Here is a 21,038-nt window from a genome sequence, read left to right on the forward strand (position 1 = left end):
TCGTCACCTCAGTTGCGTTGTGGCCCCGAGCATCTGATCGGCGGCGGCGATGACCTTGGAGTTGAGCTCGTAGCCGCGTTGAGCCTCGATCAGCTCGGCGATCTGGGCGACGACGTCGACGCCGGACTCTTCGAGATAGCCCTGGCGCAGCCGGCCGAGGCCGTCCTCGCCCGCCTCGCCGACGACCGGCGGGCCGGACGCGGCCGTCTCGCGATACAGATTGCCGCCGATCGGCTCGAGGCCGTTCGGGTTGGCGAAGGAGACGAGATTGATCGTGGCGATGAGCTGCGCTTCGGGCTGGTCCTCGAAATGGACGTAGACCTCGCCCTCGGCGTTGATGACGACGCTGCGGGCGTCCTCGGGGATGGTGATGTCGCCGGCGAGCGGGAAGCCTTCGCTGTTGACGACGAGACCTTCCCCGGTCCGCTTGAACGCGCCGTCGCGGGTGTAGGCGGCCTCGCCCGAAGGCAGGCGAATCTCGAAGAAGCCCTTGCCTTCGATGGCGAGGTCAAGATCGCCGCCGGTGCTCTTGAGCGCGCCCTGCCTCATGTCGACGGTGATCGACGCCGTGCGCACGCCGAGCCCGACATGCACGCCCTCCGGCGCGAGATCGCCGTTCGAAGAGGACGGCGCGCCGGCCGCGCGCACGATCTGGTAGTGCAGATCGGCGAACTCCGCCCGCCGCGGCGCATAGGCGGTGGTGTTCATGTTGGCGAGGTTGTTTGAAATGACCTCGACCCTCGTCTGCTGGGCGTCCATGCCGGTCGCCGCAATGCTCAGCGCACGCATCAGAGCCTCCCTCTCTCAATCGGCCGTCTCGTCATCGCGAGAGCCCTATTTCGCGCACGACGCGCCTGATCCGTTCGTCTTCGCCTTCGAGAAAGCGCTGTCCCGCCTCATAGGCGCGCTGCACCTCGATGAGGCGGGCGATTTCCGTCACCGCGCTCACATTGGAGCCCTCGCGCGCGAACTGGCGCACGCGCGCGTCGGGGGCGGGCTCGTAGCCCTGCTCGGCGCGAAACACGTTGTCGCCTTCGCGAATGAGGCTCGCCGGATCGGCGATCGCCACGCCGAGCCGGCCGACGGGCTGGCCGTCCGCGGCGATGGTTCCGTCGGCGGCGATCGAGAACGTGTCCGCCTGCGGCGGTATGACGATCGGCGCGCCGCCCTCGTCGAGCACGCGCCGCCCGTCCGCCGTCACGAGCTCGCCCTCGCCGTTCAGAGAGAACGCGCCGGCGCGGGTGAGCCGCGGCCCGTCCGCCCCTTCGACCAGGAAGAAGCCGTCTCCCTCGATGGCGACGTCGAACGGATTGCCCGTAGACTGAATGTCGCCCGGCGTGAAGTCGATGATGCGCCGGCTGGCCGTTGCGATCGAAATGCTGGGATCGCCGGCGTCGAGCGCCTTGACATGTTCGGCGAAGACGACGTCCTCGCGGCGATAGCCGCCGGTGCTGGCGTTGGCGATGTTGTTGGCCAGCGCGTTGAACTGGCGCATGAGTCCCGCCTGACGGGAGATTGCGACATAGCCTGAATTATCCATGGCCCAGCATCTCCTCTATGAGTTCGATCTCCTCCGCCGCGCCGTCGGCGAGCGCTTCGCCGCGTTCGAGAATGGGTCCCGACGAAGCGGGCGCGAACAGGCTCCGAAGGCTTTCGAGCGCTTCGGGAGCCTGATCGCGCAGTACGGCTTCGGCCGCCGGCGGCATCGCTTCGGCGCCCGCCATATAGGCGGCGAGCGCATAGCGGCGCGCCGCATCGACTCGCATTCGGTTGGGCTCGATTCTGCGGAAGGCGCTCGCCGCGCTCGCCCAGTCGCCCGCGCGCCAGGCCGCTTCGGCCATGAGTTCGGCTTTCATGGCGGGATCGGCGAGGACGGAAGCGGCCGCGAGCGCGGCGAAATTCCGGCCGGCCTGCAGATTGGCCTCGACGACGAGCGTCGCAAAGTCCTGATCGTCCGCATAGGGAGCGGCCTCCGCGAGCGCGGCTTCGGGCTCGCCTGTCTCGATGAGCGCCCTGGCGCGCACAAGCGCCTCGCCGCGGTCGGCGCTTTTCGCCGGAACGATCCGCGCGGCGACGTCCGGCAGGCCGGCCTGCAGCGCGGCCGCGGCCGCGGCGCGGCGAAAATCCGGCTCGGCGCGCGCCGGGTCGACGAAATCGTAATTTTCCAGCAGCGCGGCGAGCGCCGGCGCGATCATGCGCTCGTCGCCGCCGGCGAAGGCCTTGGCGAGAAGGTCGCGGGCCTTGCGCGCGGCGGGCGCGGCCGCATCGGGGCCGGCCTTCGCGGCGTTGCGCAGCAGCATCAGGCTCGCTTCGATATTGCCTTCAGCCGCCCACAATGCGGCTTCCTGAAACGCCGCGGCGCGCCCGCGCGGCAGGCCTTCTTCCGTCTGGGCGAGCGCGCCGATGTCCTCGCGAAATCCTTCATGCGGCGCGCGGCCTTCTTCGGCGTAGCGCCGGGCGAGGGCGAGAAGGGCGTCTTTCGACGCCTCCGAGCCGCCGGCGGCGAGTTCGCGCAGGCGTTCGGCCGCGGCGCCCGCGTCGCCGTCATGTTCGAGAAGCCGCGCCGCCGCATATTCAAGCTCGGGCGTGGGCTCGGGCGAGGCTTCGACCGCGATGCGATAATAGCGCTTGGCCTCGCTCCAGACCTCGGCCTCGATAAGCTTGCGCGCGATGCGCGCCGCAATGAGCGCGCGCAGGCGCGCCGGCAGATCCAGAATCGCGTCGCCGGCGCGCGCCGCGGCGGCCGCGACGTCTTCGGGCGGGCTCGCCGCGGCTTGCCACAGCGCATGGGCGCCGCGGCAGTCGCGCGCGCCGAGCAGGGTCGAGTCGCGCGCCACGTCGTTCTCAGCGACGACGCGGGCGAGATCGGCGAGCAAGGATGCGCCCTCGCCATATTCCGCGAGCGTCTGCAGCGCTTCCTCGCCGAAGCCGACGGCGAGATAGCCTCTGGCGAGCGCCTGCGCGGCGGGTCGCTCCTCGCCGGGCGCCGCCGCGGCGAGGGCGGACTGCAATGCGGCGAGGGCGACGAGCGGCTCGCTGGCGAAAGGCGCGCCGTCGATGGCGAAGGCCGCGTCGTGCAGACAGGCGTGCGCGCTTGCGCGGCGCGCGGCGTCGCGCGGCTGGGGCTCGGTGGAGAGCGCCGCGGACGGCGCGACGGCGACGCTCGCGGGCTGCGGCGGCGCAAGGTCCTTGGCGTCCTCGCGCGGGCGCACATAGCCGTTGTCGGCCGCCTTCTGCAAAAGCTCGATCATGCGATTGCGCGCTTCCTCGACGGAAATGTCAGAGACCGGATCGGACGCCGCGGCGCCGGCGCGATCTTCCGTATGCGAAGCCGAAGCGGCGGTCTTGTCCGGCGCCGGGGCGTGCGCGCCGTCGACGATGTCGATCATCAGTTTGCCGTTCGCGAGACGGCGCGTCTCGATGCGGCAGTCGCAGACAAGATCGAGAGCCAGAACCGGCCCCGCGGCGCCTACGCGGAAGTCTGCGCGCCCGACCCGATGGGCCTTGCGCTTGTCGTTGAGATCGGCGAGATCAAGCCGGACGGTCGGCGAGGCGAAACGGACGAAGACCGTGCGGCCGTTCTGCGCGACGTCGGCTTCGCCGGCGGCGGCCGGCAGAACGACGCGCGAGCGCCCTTCATGCTCGCCGGCGGCGACGGCGATCTCCTGCGCGCGCGCGTCCGCGCCGCCCGCCATGGCGGCGGCGAGAGCGAAAAAGGCTATGCGCAGACGAGGCGTCATCAGGCGGCCTTCTGGGTTTCGCGAAGCGCCTCTTCGAGCTCGGCGAAGCTCGGGCGCACGCGCGAGGGCGCGTTGCGGCGGGCGACTTCGACGCAGATTTGCGGCGTGTGCTTGTGCAGGCTCGCGACCAGCGCCTCGCGGATGAGGTTGTAAAATGCGTGCTCCTCGTCGCGGATCGCTTTCACCTTGTCCGCGAACGGACCGACGAGCCCATAGGCGAGAAAGACGCCGAGAAACGTGCCGACCAGCGCGCCGCCGATCATCTGGCCGAGCACCTCCGGCGGCTTGTCGATCGAGGCCATCGTCTTGATGACGCCAAGCACCGCGGCGACGATGCCGAGCGCGGGCAGACCGTCGGCCATGCGCTGCAGCGCGTGCGCGCCGTGCAGATTGTGATGATGCAGGGCTTCAAGCTGCTTCTCCAGCAGCTCTTCGACCTGGTGGGCGTTGTCGAAGTTCATGATCATCGAGCGGATGGTGTCGCAGATGATCTCCATCGCCGCCGGGTCCTTGGCGATTTTCGGATAGCGCTGAAAAACCGGCGATTCCTCGGGATTTTCGATATGGCGCTCGATCTCGACCGGGCTCTCCTTGGCGATGCGCACCAGCGTGAAGAGAAGGCAAAGGAGGTCGCGAAAATCCTGGCGGCTCCAGCGCGGGCCGGTGAAGACTTTCGCCACGTCGGCGGCGGTGTGCTTGATGACGTCGAGGCCGTTGCCGACCAGAAACGCTCCGACCGCCGCCCCGCCGATGATCATCAGCTCGTAGGGCAGGGCGTGCATGATGATGCTGAACTTGCCGCCCGCGATGACGTACCCGCCGAAGACCATGGCGAGGGTGACGGCGATGCCGATGATGCTGCCCATTTCAGCCTTGACTTGCGCGTGGATTAACCATGTCCGCAGTATTTTACGGAATTCGCAAATTAAGGCTTAATGCGCGAGACGATTACGGACGATTTACGGCGGCGTTGCGTCCCGCGATGATGACGCTTGTGGCGTAGGCTTTGTCCGTGTCCATATTGGCGAGAATGAGCGCTGCGCTTTCGCTGTTCATCTCCGTCAGGAACCCGGCCGCGAAGGACGGATCCATGGCGTTGAAGATCTCGCCCGCCTTCGCCGGCTTCATCGCTTCATACATGCGCGCCAGGCGCGTGATGTCCTCCTGGGCGGCGGTCGCGGCGAAAGAAAGCCGCTGTTCGAGCTCTTCCTTCACGGCCTTGAGCTCGGCCGTTCTTTCGGCGACGCGGCGCTCGAGCGCTTCAAGCTCTCTCTCGCGGCGCGCGATTTCCGCCTCGCGGCGGTCGAGCGCGCGCGCGCGTTCGCGGATGGCGGCGAGCAGGCTGTCGCGCTCGGCGTTCGAGATCGCCCCCGGCGCGGCGTCGTGCGGCCGTCCGCCAGACGCGGCGGCCGGCTCCGGCGACGTTTCGACGGCGATCGGCGTAGGCGCATGAGGCGGCTCATCCGCGGACGAAACGTTTTTTCCCGCGACCGGTGAGGGATTCGGCTCGTCCTGTTTCTGCGCGGCGGCGTAGGCGAAATCGATGACACGCCCGGAAAAGGACGCGGCGAACAGCACGGCGAGGATCAGAAGCGGTCCCGGTCGTCTCATGCGGCCGCCTCCTTGCGCGCTTCGCGCGGCCTTGCAGCGCGCTTCGTCGGCGCGGCGTCGATAGCGACGTAGTCTTCTTCTTTATTTTGAACGGGTTCGGTCGGGATCGTTGAGGCGTTCTTCGGGGTATCGGGTTCCGCCGCGGGCGAGCGCTCGATGGCGGCGAAAAGCCGATCGGCGGCCGCGTTCGCCTCGGCCAGAAACGGCGCGATGACGTCGACATATTTCTGCGTGGCGTCCTCGGCTTTTTCCGCCACGGAGGCGCCCGTCTTCTCGAGCCGGTCGAGCAGTTCTTCCAAGGCCGACGCCTTGCGATCGGCGTCGGCCAGCAGGGATTCGATCCGGGCGGCGGCCTCGTCTGCGGCGCTTCTCGTGGCGGCGAGCGCCGCCTTCATTTCCTCTGCAGACTGAGAGAGCTGCGCGACGCCCGCGCCAAGACCGCCCTTCGCGCTGGTCAGCCCCTTGAGCCGGCGGTTGAGAACCCAGCAGTAAAGGCAGGCGGCGCCGGAGGCCGAAAGCAGCAGAAAATCGAGCACCAGATCCATGGCGACCTCCTAGGTCAGGACGAAATCCGTAATCAGCACGTTGTTGACGCTTCCCGCCGGCGCGACGAGCTGCAGTCGGCGCAGCATCTGCGCGCGCAGGCGCGCCATATTGGCCGGGCGCTCGAGATCGCTTTCGTCGACGGAGCGCAGATAGGCGTTCAGCACGTCGCGGATGCGCGGGGTCAGCTCCTGAAGGCGTTTTTCATGAGGTTTCGTGGTCTCTATGCTGATCGATATCTTCAGATATTTCGACCGCGCCTCGGGACCGAGCGAGATCACCATCGGCTCGACGGCGACGAAGACGAGATCCTTGGGCTCAGGCGCGTGCGCCGCCTTGGCCGGCGCCGGGGCGGGGCATTTCGTCAGCATGGGCGCCATGAAATAGCTCGCGCCCGCCGCCGCGCCGCCGAGAATGAGCGCGCCGCCGACGCTGAAGAGGATCGGCTTCAGCGGCAGGCCTTTCTTCGCCGGCTTGTCCTCGACAGCTTCGATCTCTTCGTTCGGCTGTTCGGCGTCCTCGCTCATGCCGGGGCCCCGTGTTCCATACTGGCGCGTTTTCCTGCGCGCTTCGCTTTCTGTGTAACCACCTCTTAATGATCAAATGGTAAATGACCGGGCATGGACGCTGAAGAATTCGGCGGCGGCGTCATTAACGGGCATGGAAAAAATGCAGGGACTTGTTTCGGTTTGGCGCATTCTCACTCCCGCGAAGCGATTGATGCTCGTCGGCGCCGTGGCGGCGGTCGTCGTGTCGTTTTCAATCCTTGCACGGACCGCCTCAACGCCGAAAATGGCGCTGCTTTACGCCGGGCTGGACGGGCGTACGGCCGGGCAGGTGGTCGGCGCCCTCGAGCGCATGAACGTTCCTTTCGACGTGCGCGGCGAGGCCATCTACGTGCCCTCCGCCAAGCGCGATTCCATCAGGATGTCGCTCGCGGGCGAGGGGCTGCCCGAGACGGGACAGGCCGGCTACGAGCTTCTCGACAATCTCAACGGCTTCTCGACGACGTCGGACATGTTCGGCGCCACGTATTGGCGCGCGCGCGAAGGCGAGCTTGCGCGCACCATCCTGGCGACGCCCGGAGTCAAGGCCGCGCGGGTGCACATCGCCGCGCCGCAGGCCGGCGCGTTCGCCCGCAACCGGCCCGCGCCGAGCGCGTCCGTGACCGTCGTCATGGGCGCCGAGCGACTCTCCCGGTCGCAGGCGCAGGCGATTCGCTATCTCGTCGCCTCAGCCGTGCCGGGCCTGCCGGCCGATCAGGTGGCGATCATCGATTCGAGCCGCGGCGTCGTGCTCGAGCCGGGCCGCGACGAAGAGGTCGTCGACGTCAAGGACGTCGCGGATCGCGCCCAGGCGATCGAAAACGACATTATCGAACTGCTCGAAGCGCGCGTCGGGCCGGGCAACGCCCGCGTGAGCGTCGCGCTCGATATCGACCGCGAGCGCGAAGCGGTCTCGGAGAAAACCTTCAATCCCGACGCGCGGGTCGTCACCGGCAAGGAGACGACGGAAATCACCGAGACGACGCAGGGGCGCGGCGGAGCGGTGACGGTTGCGAGCAACCTTCCCGAAGGCGACGGCGCGGCCGGAACGGGCTCGCGCACAGAGCGCGCCGAGACACGCGAGACCGTCACCTACGGCGTTTCCGAAACCACGCGCCAGCGCGAAAAGTTACCCGGCTCGATCCGCAAGATGAGCGTCGCGGTCATCGTCAATCAGATTGCGGAAAATCCGGCGGAGGAGGGAGGCGAGCCCGTGCTGCGCACGCAGGAGGAGCTCGCGGCGCTGCGCGAACTCGTGGCGCGGGCCGCCGGCCTCGACGAGGAGCGCGGCGACACCCTGACCATCCAGGCGCTCCCTTTCCGCGCCGCGTCCGACGAGGGCGTGCTGGTCGAGGCGAATCCGATCGGCGATTTCCTTGAGCGCCATCTCATGCATGTCATTCAGATGGTCGTCCTGGCGGTCGTGACGCTGGTGCTCGCCCTGTTCGTGGTGAAGCCGCTGCTCGCGCCGAAGAACCTGCCCGCCCCGTCTGCGGAGGCGCAACCGCAGCCTGCCCTCGCCCAGGCTGCGGCCGCGCCGGCCGCCGCGATCGCGGGCGAAGGCGCGTCGGACGCGCTTCCCGCCGCCGAACCCGACGCGATTGCGACGCTGCGCGAGCTCGCCGGCGCGAAGAGCGACGAAACGGCGAAACTCATCCAGTCCTGGCTCGACGCGGCGGAGGACGCCGCATGACGAGGCCGGCGCTGATTTTTGAGCGCTTCGACGATGCGCCCGGACCGGCCGCGTCGGACGGCGCAGCGACAGGCGAGGACGTCGCCCTGCAGCGCGCCCGCGCCGAGGCCTTCGCGGAAGGCTATGCGGCCGGCCAGACCGCGTCGGCGGCCAGAGCCGACGCCGGCGAGCAGATGTTCCGCGCCGCCGTCAACGCCATGGAGACCGAGCTTGCGAGCCTGCCGGCGCGCCTGGCGACGGACGCGGCCGCGGCGCTCAGGATATTCCTCGAACGGCTCTTCCCGGCGCTGGCCGCGAAGGGATTCGCCGCCGAAGCGGCCGCCGCCTTCGAAAAGGCGCGCCGGGAGTCGGCCGTTAACAGAATGGAAGTGTTCGCCCCGGCGGAATGGGAAGGCGAGATCGCGCGCGCGCTCGCCGAAGCGGGCGCCGCGATGGTCGAAGTGAAAGCCGATCCGGCGCTCGAAGGCGCGCGCGCGCGGGCCGAGTGGGCCGGCGGGGGGCTCGATTTCGACCTTGAAGAGGCGATGACGGCGTGCCTGGCCGCGCTCGACATCGCCGCGGCCGGAAAAAGCGACGGGAATGGGCGATGAGCGAAAGCGAAGCGAAAGACGATGAAAAGACGGTCACGGGCGAAGCGGCTGGCGAGTCGGACGGCGCCGCGCCGCATGTCGAACGGCGCGAAGGCGGCGAGGCCAACCGCTTGCGCCGCGCGATCTTCAGCGTGCCGATCGAGGTCGTCGTCTCCGTCGGGTCGGCGCGCCCGCTTCTGGGCGATCTCCTCAACATGGAGCGCGGCCATCTTCTGCCGCTCGACGCCTCGCTCGACGATCCGGTCGAGCTGCGCGTGAAGGACCGGGTGATCGCCCGCGGCGAGCTCACGCAGCTCGACAATGGGCGCGAGGGGATCGGCGTGCGCATCACCGAAATCGTCGACATGTCCGAGATCGTCTGATGGCTCGCAGGCTCGGCGCAGCATTGGTGCTCGGCGCGGCGCTGGCGGCGCTTCTCGCCGGCGCGGCCGCGGCGCAGGATGGGCCATCCGCGCTCGCCGCCGAGGGCGGGCTCAGCCTGCGGGTGGTCCAGCTTTTCCTGATCGTCACCGTGCTCAGCCTCGCGCCGGGCGCGGCGATGATGATCACCTGCCTGCCGTTCATGGTGATCGTCTTTTCGATCCTGCGTCAGGCGATCGGATTGCAGCAGGCGCCGCCCAACATGCTCATCATGAGCTTGGCGTTGTTCCTGACTTATTTCGTGATGGAGCCGGTCTTCGCCGACGCCTGGCGGGCGGGCGTGCAGCCCCTGCTCGACGGCGACGTCACCGAGGCGCAGGGCTTCGAGCGGGCGCTCGAGCCGTTCCGGGCGTTCATGGAGGCGCGGGTCTCGCCGGCCGCGGTCGACGCGCTGGCCGCAGTCGCTCCGGCGCGCGCCGACGCCGGCGGCGAGGCGCCGCTGTCGGTGCTCATCCCCGCTTTCATGCTGTCGGAAATTCAGCATGCGTTCGAAATCGGCTTCGTGATCTTTCTGCCTTTCCTCATCATCGATCTGATCGTGGCGTCGGTGCTGATGGCTATGGGCATGATGATGGTGCCGCCGGCGATCGTTTCGCTGCCGTTCAAGCTCGCCTTTTTCGTCCTGGCGAACGGCTGGATCGAAATCGCCGGCGCGCTGGTGAAAGGGTACGGAACATGACGGCGGAAGCGGCGACGGGAAAATCTGTGGCGACGCGCCTTGAGGGAGCGACCGGGTTCACGGCTCCGCAGAAGGCGGCGATGATCATCGCCGCGCTGGGGCCGGACGCAGCCGGACCGATCATCGAGCGCATCGGCGACAAGCATCTGCGCGCCTTCGCTGAAGCCTATACGCAGCTCAGAACCGTGCCGCGCCGACATCTCGTCGCCGTCGTCTCGGAGTTCCTGAACGAGCTCGGCGGCGAGGACGGGGAAGTGCGCGGCGGCTTCGACGAGGCGCGCGCGCTCATCAGCCGGTTCAAGAGCGAGGAAACGGCGACCAAGGTCCTCGACGAGGTTCCTGGCGCGCGCTCCGTGTGGGAGAAGCTGGCCGACGTCGACGACAAGGCGCTGGCGGACTATCTGTCCCGCCAGCAGCCGCAGACGGCGGCGGTCATCCTGGCGCGGATCGACGCCGAGAAGGCCTCCAGCGTGCTCGGCCTCTTCGAGCCGGATTTCGCCCGGGCCGCGCTCGTCCGGCTCGCCAGGCCGATGCCTGTCCGCAAGGAGGCGCTCAACGTTCTCGCCGAAGCCGTCGAGCGGGATTTTCTCGCGCCGCTGCGGCGGGCGTCGAAAGCCGTCCGGCCGGGCCAGATGATCGGCGCCATGATGAACAACATGCCGGAAGACAAGCGCGACAGCCTTCTCGAAATCATCGCCGCTGAAACGCCCGACATTCTCGAGGAAGTGAAGGCGCAGATTCTCACCTTCAAGGACATCCCGGAGCGCGTGCCCGCCAACGCCGTGCCGCTCGTCGTGCGCGAGGTTGACGCGGACGTGTTCCTCAAGGCGGTCAAATACGGACGCCAGAACGCGCCGGAGGCGGTCGAGTTCATCTTCAAGAACATCTCCCAGCGCCTCGGCCAGCAATATCAGGAGCAGATCGAGGCGCTCAAACCCGTGCCGGTCGCCGAGGCGGAAGCCTGCCAGGGCCAGTTCATGGCGACCGTGCGCCGCCTCGTCGCGGCCGGCGAGTTCGAGCTCAACCGCATCGAAACAGACGGGAGCGACGACGAGGTTTACGTTTGAGCACGGCGGCGCGCCACGCAGCCGCCCCTTTTTCATGGCGCCCTGCGTGCAAAGCAGCGTAAGCCCCTTCCATGCCGCTCATCCAGCTCATCGTTCTCGCCCTCATTCAGGGGATCACCGAGTTCCTGCCGATCTCCTCCTCGGCGCATCTCATTCTCGCGCCTCTGGTGATGGACTGGCGAGACCAGGGACCGCTGATCGATCTCGCCGCCCATGTTGGCACGCTCGGCGCGGTGATGCTCTATTTCCGCAATGAGACGGGCATGCTCGCGCGCGGCGGCGTCGACGCGCTGCGATTTCGCGACAGCCCCGATCGTCGGCTGTTCCTGATGCTGGCGGGCGCGAGCGTTCCGATCGTGCTGTTCGGCGCGCTGCTGGTGGCGTTGAAGCTCGAAGAGGCGATGCGCTCGCCCCACCTCATCGGCGCGACGAGCATCGTCTTCGGCCTTCTGCTCTGGCATGCGGACCGGCGCCCGGCGGCGGGCGAGAAAAGCGTCGCCACGCTCGGCTGGCGCGAGGCGATGATGGTCGGCCTCGCGCAGATGCTCTCCCTCGTGCCTGGCGTCAGCCGTTCCGGCGTGACCATGACCGCGGCGCGTTATCTCGGCTGGTCGCGCGTCGAGGCGGCGCGCTTTTCGATGTTGCTCGCGATTCCGGTGACCATGGTCCTCGGGCTTGCGGCCATGCTGCGCCTTTTGACGGGCGGGGGCGATGAGCAACTGGCCGCCGGGCTGATCGTGGCGGGGCTGTCTTTTCTCGTGGCGCTCGGCGCCATCGCCTTTCTGATGAAATGGCTGCAACGGATGAGCTTCCTGCCCTTCGTGGTCTATCGCGTGCTGCTCGGCGCCGCGTTATTGTTGTTCGCTGGAAAGCTCGCCTGAAAGAGCGGCCATGACGTCTGACGAAACGCCCGACAAGCCGCAGGTGCGGCGCCTGTTCGCCACGCCCGTCATCGAGGCGATGCTGCCGGACGCGCCCGCGCGCAACGCCGCGCTGCTCGACGCGATCCGCGCGCGCCAGGCCGCCTCGCCAGGGATCGTGCGCTCGAACGTCAACGGCTGGCACTCCGATTCGCAGATGCTGTCCTGGGGCGGGCCGGCGGCGAAGGCGGTCGCGCTCGACACGCTGCGGCTGTGCGGGCGCTACACGACCGATGTCGGCATGCGGAACAATCAGCCCCGCTACGAGATGAGCATCGAGATGTGGGCGAACGTCTCGCCGCCGGGCGCCTCGAACCAGAATCACGCCCATGCCGGCGCGTTGTGGTCTGCCGTCTATTACGTCGATGACGGCGGCGACCCGGAAGGCGGGGCGCTGACCCTGCTCGATCCGCGTTTTCCCATGAGCCGCATGTACGCCCCCGATCTTCAATTCGTCGACGACGACGGCGCGCGCGAGGAAAACATCGTCAAGATCCGTCCCGTTCCAGGCAAGGTCGTGATGTTTCCGGCCTGGCTCATGCACGGCGTTCAGCCGCATCACGGCGCGCGCGAGCGGGTCTCGATCGCCATGAACATCATGGCGATCCCGGCGCGCCCGCCGACGTGATGACGTCCCCGCGACGGCCTTGCCGGCGCCTTACGCTTTCCCCAATTCCGGACGACATCCGGATCTGCAGCTGTTTTCAGGGAGCAGACGTTCATGAACGGCGAGGACAGGGCGGCGAGCGCGGCCGGCGTGCGGCGCGCGGCGCAAAGGCTCGAGGGCAAGGCGCTCGTCACGCCGCTCATCGAGAACGAGATGCTGAACGCGCGCGCCGGCGGGCGGGTGCTCCTGAAAGCGGAGATTCTCCAGCATTGCGGCTCGTTCAAGTTTCGCGGCGCCTACAATCTCCTGGCGCAGCTTTCGCCCGAGGCGCGCGCGCGCGGCGTCGTGGCCTGGTCGTCCGGCAATCACGCGCAGGGGGTGGCGCGCGCGGCGAAGCTGTTCGGCGCGCCGGCCGTGATCGTCATGCCGACCGACGCGCCCGCCCTCAAGGTCGAGAAGGTGCGCGGCTACGGGGCCGAGATCGTGACGTATGATCGCTACAGCGAAGACCGAGAGGCGATCGCGCGGACCATCGCCGCCGAGCGGGGCATGGCCATCGCGCCGTCCTATGATCACCCCGCCATCATCGAAGGGCAGGGAACGCTTGCGCTCGAGGCCGCGCGGCAGGCCGCGGATCTGGGCGCGCGCTTCGACCTTTTCGCGGTCCCTTGCGGCGGCGGCGGGCTGGCGGCCGGTTGCGCGCTGATTCTGGAAGAGCTCTCGCCGGAGACGGCGGTCTGGATCGCCGAGCCGGAGGGCTATGACGAAGCCTGGGCGTCGATAAAGGCCGGCCGACGGCTTACGGCCGATGTGACCCTGCGCACCATCTTCGACGCCATCGCCACGCCCTCGCCGGGCGCGCTCACCTTTCCGGTGCTTCAAAAGCGCGTGACGGGCGGGGCGACGGTGAGCGAGGAGGACGCCGCCGCGGCCCTCGCTTTCGCCTTCAAGCATCTCAAGCTCGTGCTGGAGCCGGGCGGGGCGGCGGCGCTGGCCGCCTTGCTCGCCGGCAAGATCGACGCCCGCGGGCGAACCCTCGGGCTCGTCCTGTCCGGCGGCAATGTCGATCCGGCGCTGTTTTCCCGGCTGCTCGACCGCGCCGGCTGAATCCGCGCCCGAAAAAAGGCGCCCCGTCGCTGCGCCGGCGCCTTCGGCGCGCCGTTGAAATGTTATAAAGTTTACCTAAATCGGCTATACCAAACCATGCGAGCCTGTTTATCGTTTGCTATCCAATGTCGGGCAGGCTTGCCGCAAGGCTGATCGTGGAGATCGCTAAGGCTATGGCAGGACCGAGAGAGTTCCACGCAGGGGTCGGCGGCCGCGCGCTGCCGTTGTCGGCGCAGGAATTCGCCGAGCTGGGCGGGCGCAAGCTCGTTTACGTGCGCACGGTGGTGGCGCGCGAAGTTCTTGACGAACTGGTCGACGACGAAGGCGCGCCGCTCGCCGACGTGCCTGAGGACGCGACCCTTTATTCCGTCCATGCCGCCGACGGCGAGCGCATCGCGCTCGTGGGCGACCGCGAACTCGCCTTCGCCGCCGCGCGCCAGCACGAGATGAACCCCGTCAGCGTGCACTGATCCGCCGGCCCCCGGCCCGCGTCGCGGCGGACCGCCCCTTTCGTCAGCATAGGTTGATTGTCGACGGGCCTCGTCGCGCCGGTCAGGCCGCGTGCGGCCGGGCCGCGTCGATGGCCACGGCGAACAGCGCCTCGGCGGTCTGCGCCCCGCGCAGGGTCGCGCGGACATGCTCGTCGCGCAGCAGGCGCGAGACCTTGGCGAGGGCCTTCAGATGCGCCGCGGTGGCGTTCGCCGGGGCGAGCAGAAGAAAAATCAGATCGACGGGCTGGTCGTCCACCGAATCGAAGTCGATGGGCGTCTCAAGACGGGCCAGCACCCCGACGACGCGGGAGAGCCCCTCGATCTTGCCGTGCGGGATCGCCACGCCCGCGCCTACGCCGGTCGAGCCCAGCTGCTCGCGCTCGAGCAGGGTCGCACGCACAGCGTCGGCAGACGCGCCGGTCAGCGCCGCCGCCTTTTCGGCCAAGAGGCCCAGCGCCTCGCGCTTGCACCGCGCCTTCAGATTGAAAAGTACGCCATCGGCGCTCAGGAGCTCATCAAGACCCATAACTACCTGCACCACGCCCTAGCGGCGCCGAACCCGCTGCGGCCCGTTCGGGCCGGCGATCCGACTTCAGTTGCGGCCTGCAAGGTCGCCCTTTGCGAGATTCCTTTGCGAGATTCTTGCCGTTCAGAACGCCGGATCGATCCATCCAATATGACCGTCGCGGCGACGGTAAACAACATTTAACCTTCCATGAGCGGCGTTCTTGAACACGATCACGGGGCTGTCGACAAGGTCTAATTGCATGACCGCGTCGCCGACCGTCATTTCCCTGAGCTCGGTGCGGCTCTCCGCAACCACTACGGGCGCATTCTCCTCGCCTTGCCCGTCATGGTCGCCTTCGTCGGCTTCCTCCGCCAGAGGCGCGAGGGTGTAATAGGACGCCGTTTCCGCCGGAAGGGGCGGCTTGCCGTTGGCGTGGTGATTCTTGAGCCGCCGCTTGTAGCGCCGCACCCGCTTTTCGAGCTTCTCTAGGGCCTCGTCGAACGCCCCATAGGCGTCGGCGGCTTCGCCATGGGCCGCGAGCAGGACGCCCGAAGCCAGACGCGCCGTCACTTCGCATTCGATGAGATGGCGCTCCTTGGCGAAAATGACGGCCGCCTCCGCGCCGCGATCGAAATATTTGGTCACGCCGTCGGTCAGCTTCTCGCCCACATGGGCCTGGAGCGCGTCGCCCAGATCCATGTTCTTGCCTGAGACTTGTATTTCCATGGGGCCTCCGAACTCGTCGCGGCGCGCCTGAGGGCGCGTCCGGCTTCCATAATATCGTCCGCCGCGGCGGCGATTAAAGGGCTTAGATCGCCGTTTTCAGCGCGTCGCGGCGACGCTGCACGGAGGACGGGATGTTCAGCGTCTCCCGGTATTTCGCGACCGTGCGCCGGGCGATGTCCACCCCCTCCGCGCGCAGGATTTCCACGATCTTATCGTCGGAAAGAATGGAATCGGGGGTCTCTCGGGCGATGAGCTCGCGGATGCGGTGGCGCACCGCTTCGGCCGAGCGGGCCTCGCCGCCGTCGCTCGCCGCGATCGCCGCGGTGAAGAAATATTTCATCTCGAACAGGCCGCGCGGGGTGGCCATGTATTTGTTGGCGGTGACCCGGGATACGGTCGATTCGTGCATGGAGATGGCGTCGGCGACCGCGCGCAGGTTGAGTGGGCGCAGGTGTTTGACGCCGTAGACGAGGAAGGCGTCCTGCTGGCGGACGATCTCGCTGGCGACCTTGAGGATGGTGCGCGCGCGCTGGTCGAGGCTTTTCGCCAGCCAGTTGGCGTTGGCGAAATGTTCGTTCAGGAACGATTTGTCGGCGTCCTTGCAACCGGCCTGCGCGACCTCGGCGTAATAGCGCTGGTTGACGAGAACGCGCGGCAGCGTGTCGCTGTTGAGCTCGACCTTCCAGCCGCCGTCCGGCGCGGCGCGGACGAACACGTCCGGCACGACCACCTGGACCGGTTCGCCGCCATAGGCCGCGCCGGGCTTCGGCGTGAGGGCGCGCACCTCCGCGATCATGTCGCGCACGTCCTCTTCGTCCGCGCCCGTCGCTTTCATCAGGCCTTTGAGGTCGCCTTTTGCGAGAAGCTCCAGATTGTCGATGAAGGCCGCCATGGCGGGATCGAGCCGGTCGCGCTCAATAAGTTGCAGGCGCAGGCATTCCTTGAGGTCGCGCGCGCCGACGCCTGACGGTTCGAAGGTCTGGATGAGGGCGAGCGTCTCCTCGACTGCGTCGAGGTCGGCGCCGAGCCGCTCCGCAACGAGATCGAGACTCTCGCGCAGATAACCCGCCTCGTCGATGAGGTCGATGAGATAGGCGCCGATCAAGAGCTTCTGCGCATCGCGCGTGGCCACGTGCAGCTGCTCGATCAGATGCTCGTGCAGGGAGACGTCTTTCGAAAGCGTGGCGTCGAATTGCCGGTCGGCGTCGAGGGGCGCCTTGCCTTCGCCGACGGCGGCCCATTCGTTCACGCGATATGCGCCGGCGTCGGGGTCGGCGCCGCTCGGATAGGCGTCCTCGTCGGCCGCGTCCATCGCTTCGCGCGCGGCGCCGGCGCCGTCTTCGCGCGCAAGGTCGAGCGGCGCGGCCTCGCGGCTTTCTTCGGCGCCCTCGCCCCGTTCGGCGCGGTCGGGCGCCTCGCCGGCCTCTTCGGTTTCGGGCGCGCGCTCCAGAAAGGGGTTCTGCTCGAGTTGATCCTCGACGAAGGCGGCGAGCTCGATATTGGAAAGCTGCAGCAGCTTGATGGCCTGCTGCAACTGCGGCGTCATGACGAGCTGCTGGCTCTGCCGGAGTTCAAGTTTCGGTGCTAACGCCACATCGCCCCCTTCGCCGGCCGCGTCACATCTGGAAGCGTTCGCCCAGATAGACGCGGCGCACGTCCTTGTCTCCGACGATGTCGCCGGGCTTGCCTTCGATCAGCACTTCGCCTTCATGAATGATGTAGGCGCGGTCGATGATGTCCAGCGTCTCGCGCACGTTATGATCCGTAATCAGAACGCCGAGACCGCGCTCCTTCAGGTGCGCGACGAGCTCTCGAATGTCCGAGATCGCGAGAGGATCGATGCCTGCGAAGGGCTCGTCGAGCAGCATGAAGGCCGGGCCCGTCGCCAACGCGCGCGCGATCTCGACGCGTCGGCGCTCGCCGCCCGACAGCGCCAGCGCCGGCGCGTTGCGGATGTGCGTGATGTTGAACTCGGCGAGCAGGTCGTCGATGAGCGCCTGCTGGCGGTCCTTGTCGCGCTCGACCAGCTCGACGACGGCGCGCAGGTTCTGCTCGACCGTCAACCCGCGGAAGATGGACGCTTCCTGCGGCAGGTAGCCGACGCCCAGCCGCGCGCGCTGATACATGGGCAGGCGCGTGACGTCATGGCCGTCGAGCGAGATCGTTCCCGAATCGACCGGAATGAGCCCGGTGATCATATAGAAGCACGTCGTCTTGCCGGCGCCGTTGGGCCCGAGAAGGCCGACCACCTCGCCCCGGCGCACGCTCATCGACACCCCGCGCACGACGGGCCGTCGCTTGAAGGACTTGCGCAGGTTTTCCGCAAACAGCCCGGCCCCGCCTTCGACCACGGCGGGTCTCTGGCCGGCTTTCTGCGCGGACTGACGGGACGCGCGCGGTCCGCCGCCCTCCGCTCCGGGGGTGTCCATCGTCGGCGTCATATCTTCGGCCATATAGCGGCGCCTGCCTTTAAGGTTTGGTGAAGCTATAATGAAGCGTCCAGCGACTTCGTATAAAAGATGCCGCGGATGCGTTTTCCGTCCGGCGCGGTGAAGGCGATCCGCCCGGTGTCGAGCCAGTAAACGAGGGCGCCGCCCCGCATGACGGTCCGGCCCTGGGTGACGACCACATTGTCAGTGATGGTGATGGCGCGCGCCTCTGCGTCGTAAAGCGCGGTCTCGCCGGTGATCGCTTCCTTGCCGTTGGCGTAACGCACCGCGCCGATCGCCCGGATCGACGAGAAGCCGCCCTCATCGTCGAGAATCGCGACAAGCTTGTCGGCGGTCAGAATGGCCTCGCCCTGCACCGCGCGCACGTCGCCGATCCAGGTCGCCACGTCGTCGACGATCTCAAGGCTGTTCCCCGTGATGTCGATCGGCGCGTCGCTGTCAGGCACGAGTTGGCCGAGCGCCGCCGACAGGGAAAGGGCGGCGCCGACCGCCGTCGCCGCGAAGACCTTCATTGCGGTTGTTCTCCTTCGTTCTCGGCCGGTCTGTGGGCTTTGGTCTTGCCGGGAAAGATGCGCATGCTGACATTGCCTTCGAACACGACGCGACGCTCGGCGTTATAGGCGCGCATCGAGTCGGCGCGCAGAAGGCCGGCTTCGGATTCGCCCTCGACGCCGTTCTCGCTGACGACCGTCTCGCCGTCCATGTCGACGGTCGCGGCGGACGCGCGCAGCACGTAGGTCCGCCCGCCGATGGCCCGCTCGAGCGCCACGCCGTCCTTCAGCGTCAGGATGTTTTCTTTAGACTGAAAGACGCCTCTTTCAGCGTAGACGACGGTGCTTTCCTCGGGCCGGCTGGTGACCGCGCGCGGGCGGACGAGTTCGACGACCTCCTGCGCTTCGGGGTTTTGCAGGGCCGTCTCGGCGGTGATCTCGTAGGGATTGCCCTTGCCGTCTACGCCGGCGAAACGCGGATTGGCCATGCGCAGTTCGTCCGGCGCGGCGCCGAGATCGGCGAAGTCCTTCAGAAAGACCTCATCGGGCTGGTCGCGGCGCGCGTTGGCCAGAAACGCGGCGACGAGGATCGCCGCCAGAATCGGCAGCGCGATGCGCAGCTTGCGGGCGAGCGCGGCGCGGCGGGCGGCCTGGGCGCCGGTCAGCCGGGGGCCGATCCGGAGCGTCCTGAGGCCCCCGCCTGAGCCGTTGCTGTCTGTCGCCGCCGTCATATCCGCGCTTGCCCGCCTTGTTTCGAGGTTCGCCGCCTCTGGACGCGCGGCCGGGCCGACGCGCGTCTGCGGTCGTCTGTTATATAGTCCTCCTGTGGACGTTTTCACGCAAGGCCGGAGCGCGCCGTCAGGCATGGGCGAAGATGTCCGCGTCGGCCCAACCGGCGAGATCGAGCGCCGCCCGCGTGGGCAGAAACTCGAAGCAGCGCCGGGCGAGTTCGGCGCGCCCTTCCCGCGCGAGCATGGCGTCGAGCTTCTCCTTCAGCGCGTGCAGATAGAGCACGTCCGCCGCGGCGTAGTCGAGCTGCGCCTCGCTGAGCTGGTCCGCCCCCCAGTCGGAGGACTGCTGCTGCTTAGACAGCTCCAGGCCCAACAGTTCGCGGGTCAAGTCCTTGAGCCCGTGCCGGTCGGTGTAGGTCCGGGCCAGCTTGGAGGCGATCTTCGTGCAATAGACCGGGGCGGTCGTCACGCCGAGCCAGTGCCGGAAGACGGCCATGTCGAAACGGGCGAAATGGAAAATCTTCAGCACCTTCGGATCGGCAAGCAGCGCCTTCAGGCGCGGGGCCTCGTAGCGGCCGGCCGCGAGCTGGACGAGATGCGCCTCGCCGTCGCCGGCCGAGAGCTGAACGAGGCACAACCTGTCCCTGAAGGGGTCGAGGCCGAGCGTCTCGCTGTCGACGGCGACTACGGGACCGAGGTCGAGTCCTGCGGGAAGGTCGTTCTGATGAAGGTGGATCGCCATGGGCGAAATCTTTCCGCTGCGATGGGTCAGCGGCAGGCCATAGCATCGCGCTTGCGGCGAGGAAACCGCGAAGCGCGGGCTCTACCGGCTCCAGGCGCGAGCGCCGCCGGCGCGCGCCGCGGCGGCCTCGGCGCATTCGATAAAAAGATGGCGCTGGGCGTGGCTGCCCCCGATCTTCTGAAGATGCGGCAGGGCGCGGGCGAGATGGCTCGCGGCCGCCACATAGTCATCCTGCGCGAAAGCGAGCGCGCCGCGCGCGCATGGAATCGCGGCGTCGCGCCATGCCTCCTGCTCCGGTCCGGGCAGGCCTTCGGCGTAGCGCTCCATTGAAGCGAGGAAGGCCGCCGCCTCGCCGGGCGCGCCGGCCCGCGCAAGGGCGTAGAGGTAGTGCAGGTCGTGAAAGGGAAAGAGGTGCTCCCCGGCGCGCGCGCGGGCCTGCTCGACGACCGGCGCCCAGCGCGCGCCGACGTCGAGCCCGCGCAGCTCCAGCCGCCACAGCATCGAGACCGCCCCGATCTGCTCCTGGGGGAATTCGGGCCACAGGCCCCACAACCGCGCATCGTAGATCGCGAGCGCGGCCTCCGGGTCGCCATAGCCGAGCCGGAACAGCGCCGCATGCCACCAATTGTGGTCGCGGATGAATACGCCCTTGCGCTCCCATGTATGAGCGCAGCGGTCGAGCCAGCGCGCCCCGTCGCGCGCCCGACCCTCGGTCTCCATCACATGGGCGACGGCGTGATGCGCCCAGGCGTCGTCGATGGCGATCTCGACCGCCCGCAGTCCTTCGGCCTCGGCCTCCTCGAGGCGATGATTCTGCTCGAGCGCGAAGGCGATCATGCCATGCGCGTAAGGCGCGCCCTCATGAACGATCCGCGTCCGCTCGGCGAAGCGCAAAAGCGCGGTCTGATCGCCGAGATTGAAGGCGTGATACTGGCCCCATTTGAGGGCGCACAGATCGGCCGGCCAGCGGACGGTGAGCTCATCGAGCAGGGCGAGCGCCTGGCGAAAGCGCCGCGCGGCCCAGGCCTCGACCGCCGCGCAGAACAGGCGCTCGCGTTCGCCTCCTCGCTCGGCGCATGCGCGCATCCGGCCGAGATAGGGGTCGGCGGCGCGCCAGCCTTCCGCGCCCTCGAAGGCGAGATGCAAGGCCGCGGCGTGGGCGTTGACGAGCGCGCAATCCGGCGCGGCGTCGGCGGCCGCGAAGAGATCGCGCAGCTGCGCGCCGTAGCTCAGGAACTCGCGCACATAGGCCCCATAAGCGGCCGCGGCCGCGGCATCGGCGCCGGTCACTGGCAGGTCGAAACAGTCTTTGACGCTCATAGGCGCGAGAGACTAGCGGGCGGCGCGCTCACGCGCCATTCAAGATGCGATGACAGG

The 21,038-nt window shown here is 68.1% G+C and carries 24 protein-coding genes; 9 read left to right on the forward strand and 15 right to left on the reverse strand.

Annotation, left to right across the window (positions count from 1 at the left end):
• Positions 1–3: 3 nt before the first annotated feature.
• The 7 genes from flgG to CHB64_RS04220 form a co-directional block, all read right to left on the reverse strand.
• Positions 4–789 (reverse strand): flagellar basal-body rod protein FlgG, encoded by a 786-nt coding sequence (gene flgG, locus CHB64_RS04190; RefSeq protein ID WP_089411296.1) that lies wholly within the window; start codon positions 787–789, stop codon positions 4–6.
• Between the two features lie 31 nt (positions 790–820).
• Entirely contained in the window at positions 821–1,540 is a 720-nt protein-coding gene (locus tag CHB64_RS04195; RefSeq protein ID WP_089411297.1) for a flagellar hook-basal body complex protein, read from the reverse strand.
• A complete protein-coding gene (locus CHB64_RS04200; RefSeq protein WP_089411298.1) occupies positions 1,533–3,740 on the reverse strand; it encodes a hypothetical protein in 2,208 nt (735 codons plus the stop codon). The genes CHB64_RS04195 and CHB64_RS04200 overlap by 8 nt, the downstream gene beginning before the upstream one ends.
• Positions 3,740–4,606 (reverse strand): flagellar motor stator protein MotA, encoded by an 867-nt coding sequence (gene motA, locus CHB64_RS04205; RefSeq protein ID WP_089411299.1) that lies wholly within the window; start codon positions 4,604–4,606, stop codon positions 3,740–3,742. Before motA ends, CHB64_RS04200 begins: the two co-directional genes overlap by 1 nt.
• An 82-nt stretch (positions 4,607–4,688) precedes the next feature.
• A complete protein-coding gene (locus CHB64_RS04210) occupies positions 4,689–5,351 on the reverse strand; it encodes a MotE family protein (protein ID WP_089411300.1) in 663 nt (220 codons plus the stop codon).
• Entirely contained in the window at positions 5,348–5,896 is a 549-nt protein-coding gene (locus CHB64_RS04215) for a hypothetical protein (protein WP_089411301.1), read from the reverse strand. The genes CHB64_RS04210 and CHB64_RS04215 overlap by 4 nt, the downstream gene beginning before the upstream one ends.
• Before the next feature lie 9 nt (positions 5,897–5,905).
• Complete coding sequence (locus tag CHB64_RS04220) at positions 5,906–6,421, reverse strand: flagellar basal body-associated FliL family protein (RefSeq protein WP_089411302.1); 516 nt, start codon at positions 6,419–6,421, stop codon at positions 5,906–5,908.
• Between the two features lie 142 nt (positions 6,422–6,563).
• On the opposite strand from CHB64_RS04220, the gene fliF reads away from it, so the two are divergent.
• The 9 genes from fliF to CHB64_RS04265 all read left to right on the forward strand — a co-directional run bounded on the left by fliF (position 6,564) and on the right by CHB64_RS04265 (position 13,992).
• On the forward strand, positions 6,564–8,132 hold the full coding sequence (gene fliF / locus CHB64_RS04225; protein WP_159462411.1) for a flagellar basal-body MS-ring/collar protein FliF: 1,569 nt from the start codon (positions 6,564–6,566) through the stop codon (positions 8,130–8,132).
• The gene (locus tag CHB64_RS04230; protein WP_089411304.1) at positions 8,129–8,722 is read left to right on the forward strand and encodes a hypothetical protein; all 594 of its coding nucleotides are present in this window, start codon (positions 8,129–8,131) and stop codon (positions 8,720–8,722) included. The genes fliF and CHB64_RS04230 overlap by 4 nt, the downstream gene beginning before the upstream one ends.
• On the forward strand, positions 8,719–9,084 hold the full coding sequence (locus CHB64_RS04235; protein WP_089411305.1) for a FliM/FliN family flagellar motor switch protein: 366 nt from the start codon (positions 8,719–8,721) through the stop codon (positions 9,082–9,084). Before CHB64_RS04230 ends, CHB64_RS04235 begins: the two co-directional genes overlap by 4 nt.
• Positions 9,084–9,821: a flagellar type III secretion system pore protein FliP gene (gene fliP, locus CHB64_RS04240; RefSeq protein WP_089411306.1), complete on the forward strand. Its 738-nt coding sequence runs from the start codon at positions 9,084–9,086 to the stop codon at positions 9,819–9,821. Before CHB64_RS04235 ends, fliP begins: the two co-directional genes overlap by 1 nt.
• A complete protein-coding gene (locus tag CHB64_RS04245; protein ID WP_089411307.1) occupies positions 9,818–10,888 on the forward strand; it encodes a flagellar motor switch protein FliG in 1,071 nt (356 codons plus the stop codon). The genes fliP and CHB64_RS04245 overlap by 4 nt, the downstream gene beginning before the upstream one ends.
• Before the next feature lie 71 nt (positions 10,889–10,959).
• Positions 10,960–11,769, forward strand: a complete 810-nt coding sequence (locus CHB64_RS04250; protein WP_089411308.1) for an undecaprenyl-diphosphate phosphatase — start codon at positions 10,960–10,962, stop codon at positions 11,767–11,769.
• Positions 11,770–11,779: 10 nt separating this feature from the next.
• Positions 11,780–12,436, forward strand: a complete 657-nt coding sequence (locus CHB64_RS04255) for a TIGR02466 family protein (protein ID WP_089411309.1) — start codon at positions 11,780–11,782, stop codon at positions 12,434–12,436.
• Between the two features lie 93 nt (positions 12,437–12,529).
• The gene (locus CHB64_RS04260; protein WP_089411310.1) at positions 12,530–13,522 is read left to right on the forward strand and encodes a threonine ammonia-lyase; all 993 of its coding nucleotides are present in this window, start codon (positions 12,530–12,532) and stop codon (positions 13,520–13,522) included.
• Positions 13,523–13,695: 173 nt separating this feature from the next.
• On the forward strand, positions 13,696–13,992 hold the full coding sequence (locus CHB64_RS04265) for a DUF1150 family protein (RefSeq protein ID WP_089411311.1): 297 nt from the start codon (positions 13,696–13,698) through the stop codon (positions 13,990–13,992).
• 82 nt (positions 13,993–14,074) lie between these two features.
• On the opposite strand, the gene CHB64_RS04270 is transcribed toward CHB64_RS04265, so the two are convergent.
• The 8 genes from CHB64_RS04270 to CHB64_RS04305 all read right to left on the reverse strand — a co-directional run bounded on the left by CHB64_RS04270 (position 14,075) and on the right by CHB64_RS04305 (position 20,981).
• A complete protein-coding gene (locus CHB64_RS04270; RefSeq protein ID WP_089411312.1) occupies positions 14,075–14,539 on the reverse strand; it encodes a PTS sugar transporter subunit IIA in 465 nt (154 codons plus the stop codon).
• A 123-nt stretch (positions 14,540–14,662) separates the two neighbouring features.
• The gene (gene hpf / locus CHB64_RS04275; protein WP_089411313.1) at positions 14,663–15,247 is read right to left on the reverse strand and encodes a ribosome hibernation-promoting factor, HPF/YfiA family; all 585 of its coding nucleotides are present in this window, start codon (positions 15,245–15,247) and stop codon (positions 14,663–14,665) included.
• 82 nt (positions 15,248–15,329) lie between these two features.
• On the reverse strand, positions 15,330–16,841 hold the full coding sequence (rpoN, locus tag CHB64_RS04280; RefSeq protein WP_089411314.1) for an RNA polymerase factor sigma-54: 1,512 nt from the start codon (positions 16,839–16,841) through the stop codon (positions 15,330–15,332).
• A gap of 22 nt (positions 16,842–16,863) precedes the next feature.
• Positions 16,864–17,700, reverse strand: a complete 837-nt coding sequence (gene lptB / locus CHB64_RS04285) for an LPS export ABC transporter ATP-binding protein (RefSeq protein WP_089411315.1) — start codon at positions 17,698–17,700, stop codon at positions 16,864–16,866.
• A 32-nt stretch (positions 17,701–17,732) separates the two neighbouring features.
• The gene (locus tag CHB64_RS04290) at positions 17,733–18,209 is read right to left on the reverse strand and encodes an LptA/OstA family protein (protein ID WP_089411316.1); all 477 of its coding nucleotides are present in this window, start codon (positions 18,207–18,209) and stop codon (positions 17,733–17,735) included.
• On the reverse strand, positions 18,206–18,919 hold the full coding sequence (gene lptC / locus CHB64_RS04295) for an LPS export ABC transporter periplasmic protein LptC (protein ID WP_159462412.1): 714 nt from the start codon (positions 18,917–18,919) through the stop codon (positions 18,206–18,208). The genes CHB64_RS04290 and lptC overlap by 4 nt, the downstream gene beginning before the upstream one ends.
• Before the next feature lie 127 nt (positions 18,920–19,046).
• A complete protein-coding gene (locus tag CHB64_RS04300; protein WP_089411318.1) occupies positions 19,047–19,661 on the reverse strand; it encodes a ribonuclease D in 615 nt (204 codons plus the stop codon).
• An 81-nt stretch (positions 19,662–19,742) separates the two neighbouring features.
• Positions 19,743–20,981, reverse strand: a complete 1,239-nt coding sequence (locus CHB64_RS04305) for a tetratricopeptide repeat protein (RefSeq protein WP_089411319.1) — start codon at positions 20,979–20,981, stop codon at positions 19,743–19,745.
• Between the last annotated feature and the right edge of the window lie 57 nt (positions 20,982–21,038).

Source organism: Amphiplicatus metriothermophilus (assembly GCF_900199215.1).
GTDB classification, from domain to species: Bacteria; Pseudomonadota; Alphaproteobacteria; order Caulobacterales; family Parvularculaceae; genus Amphiplicatus; species Amphiplicatus metriothermophilus.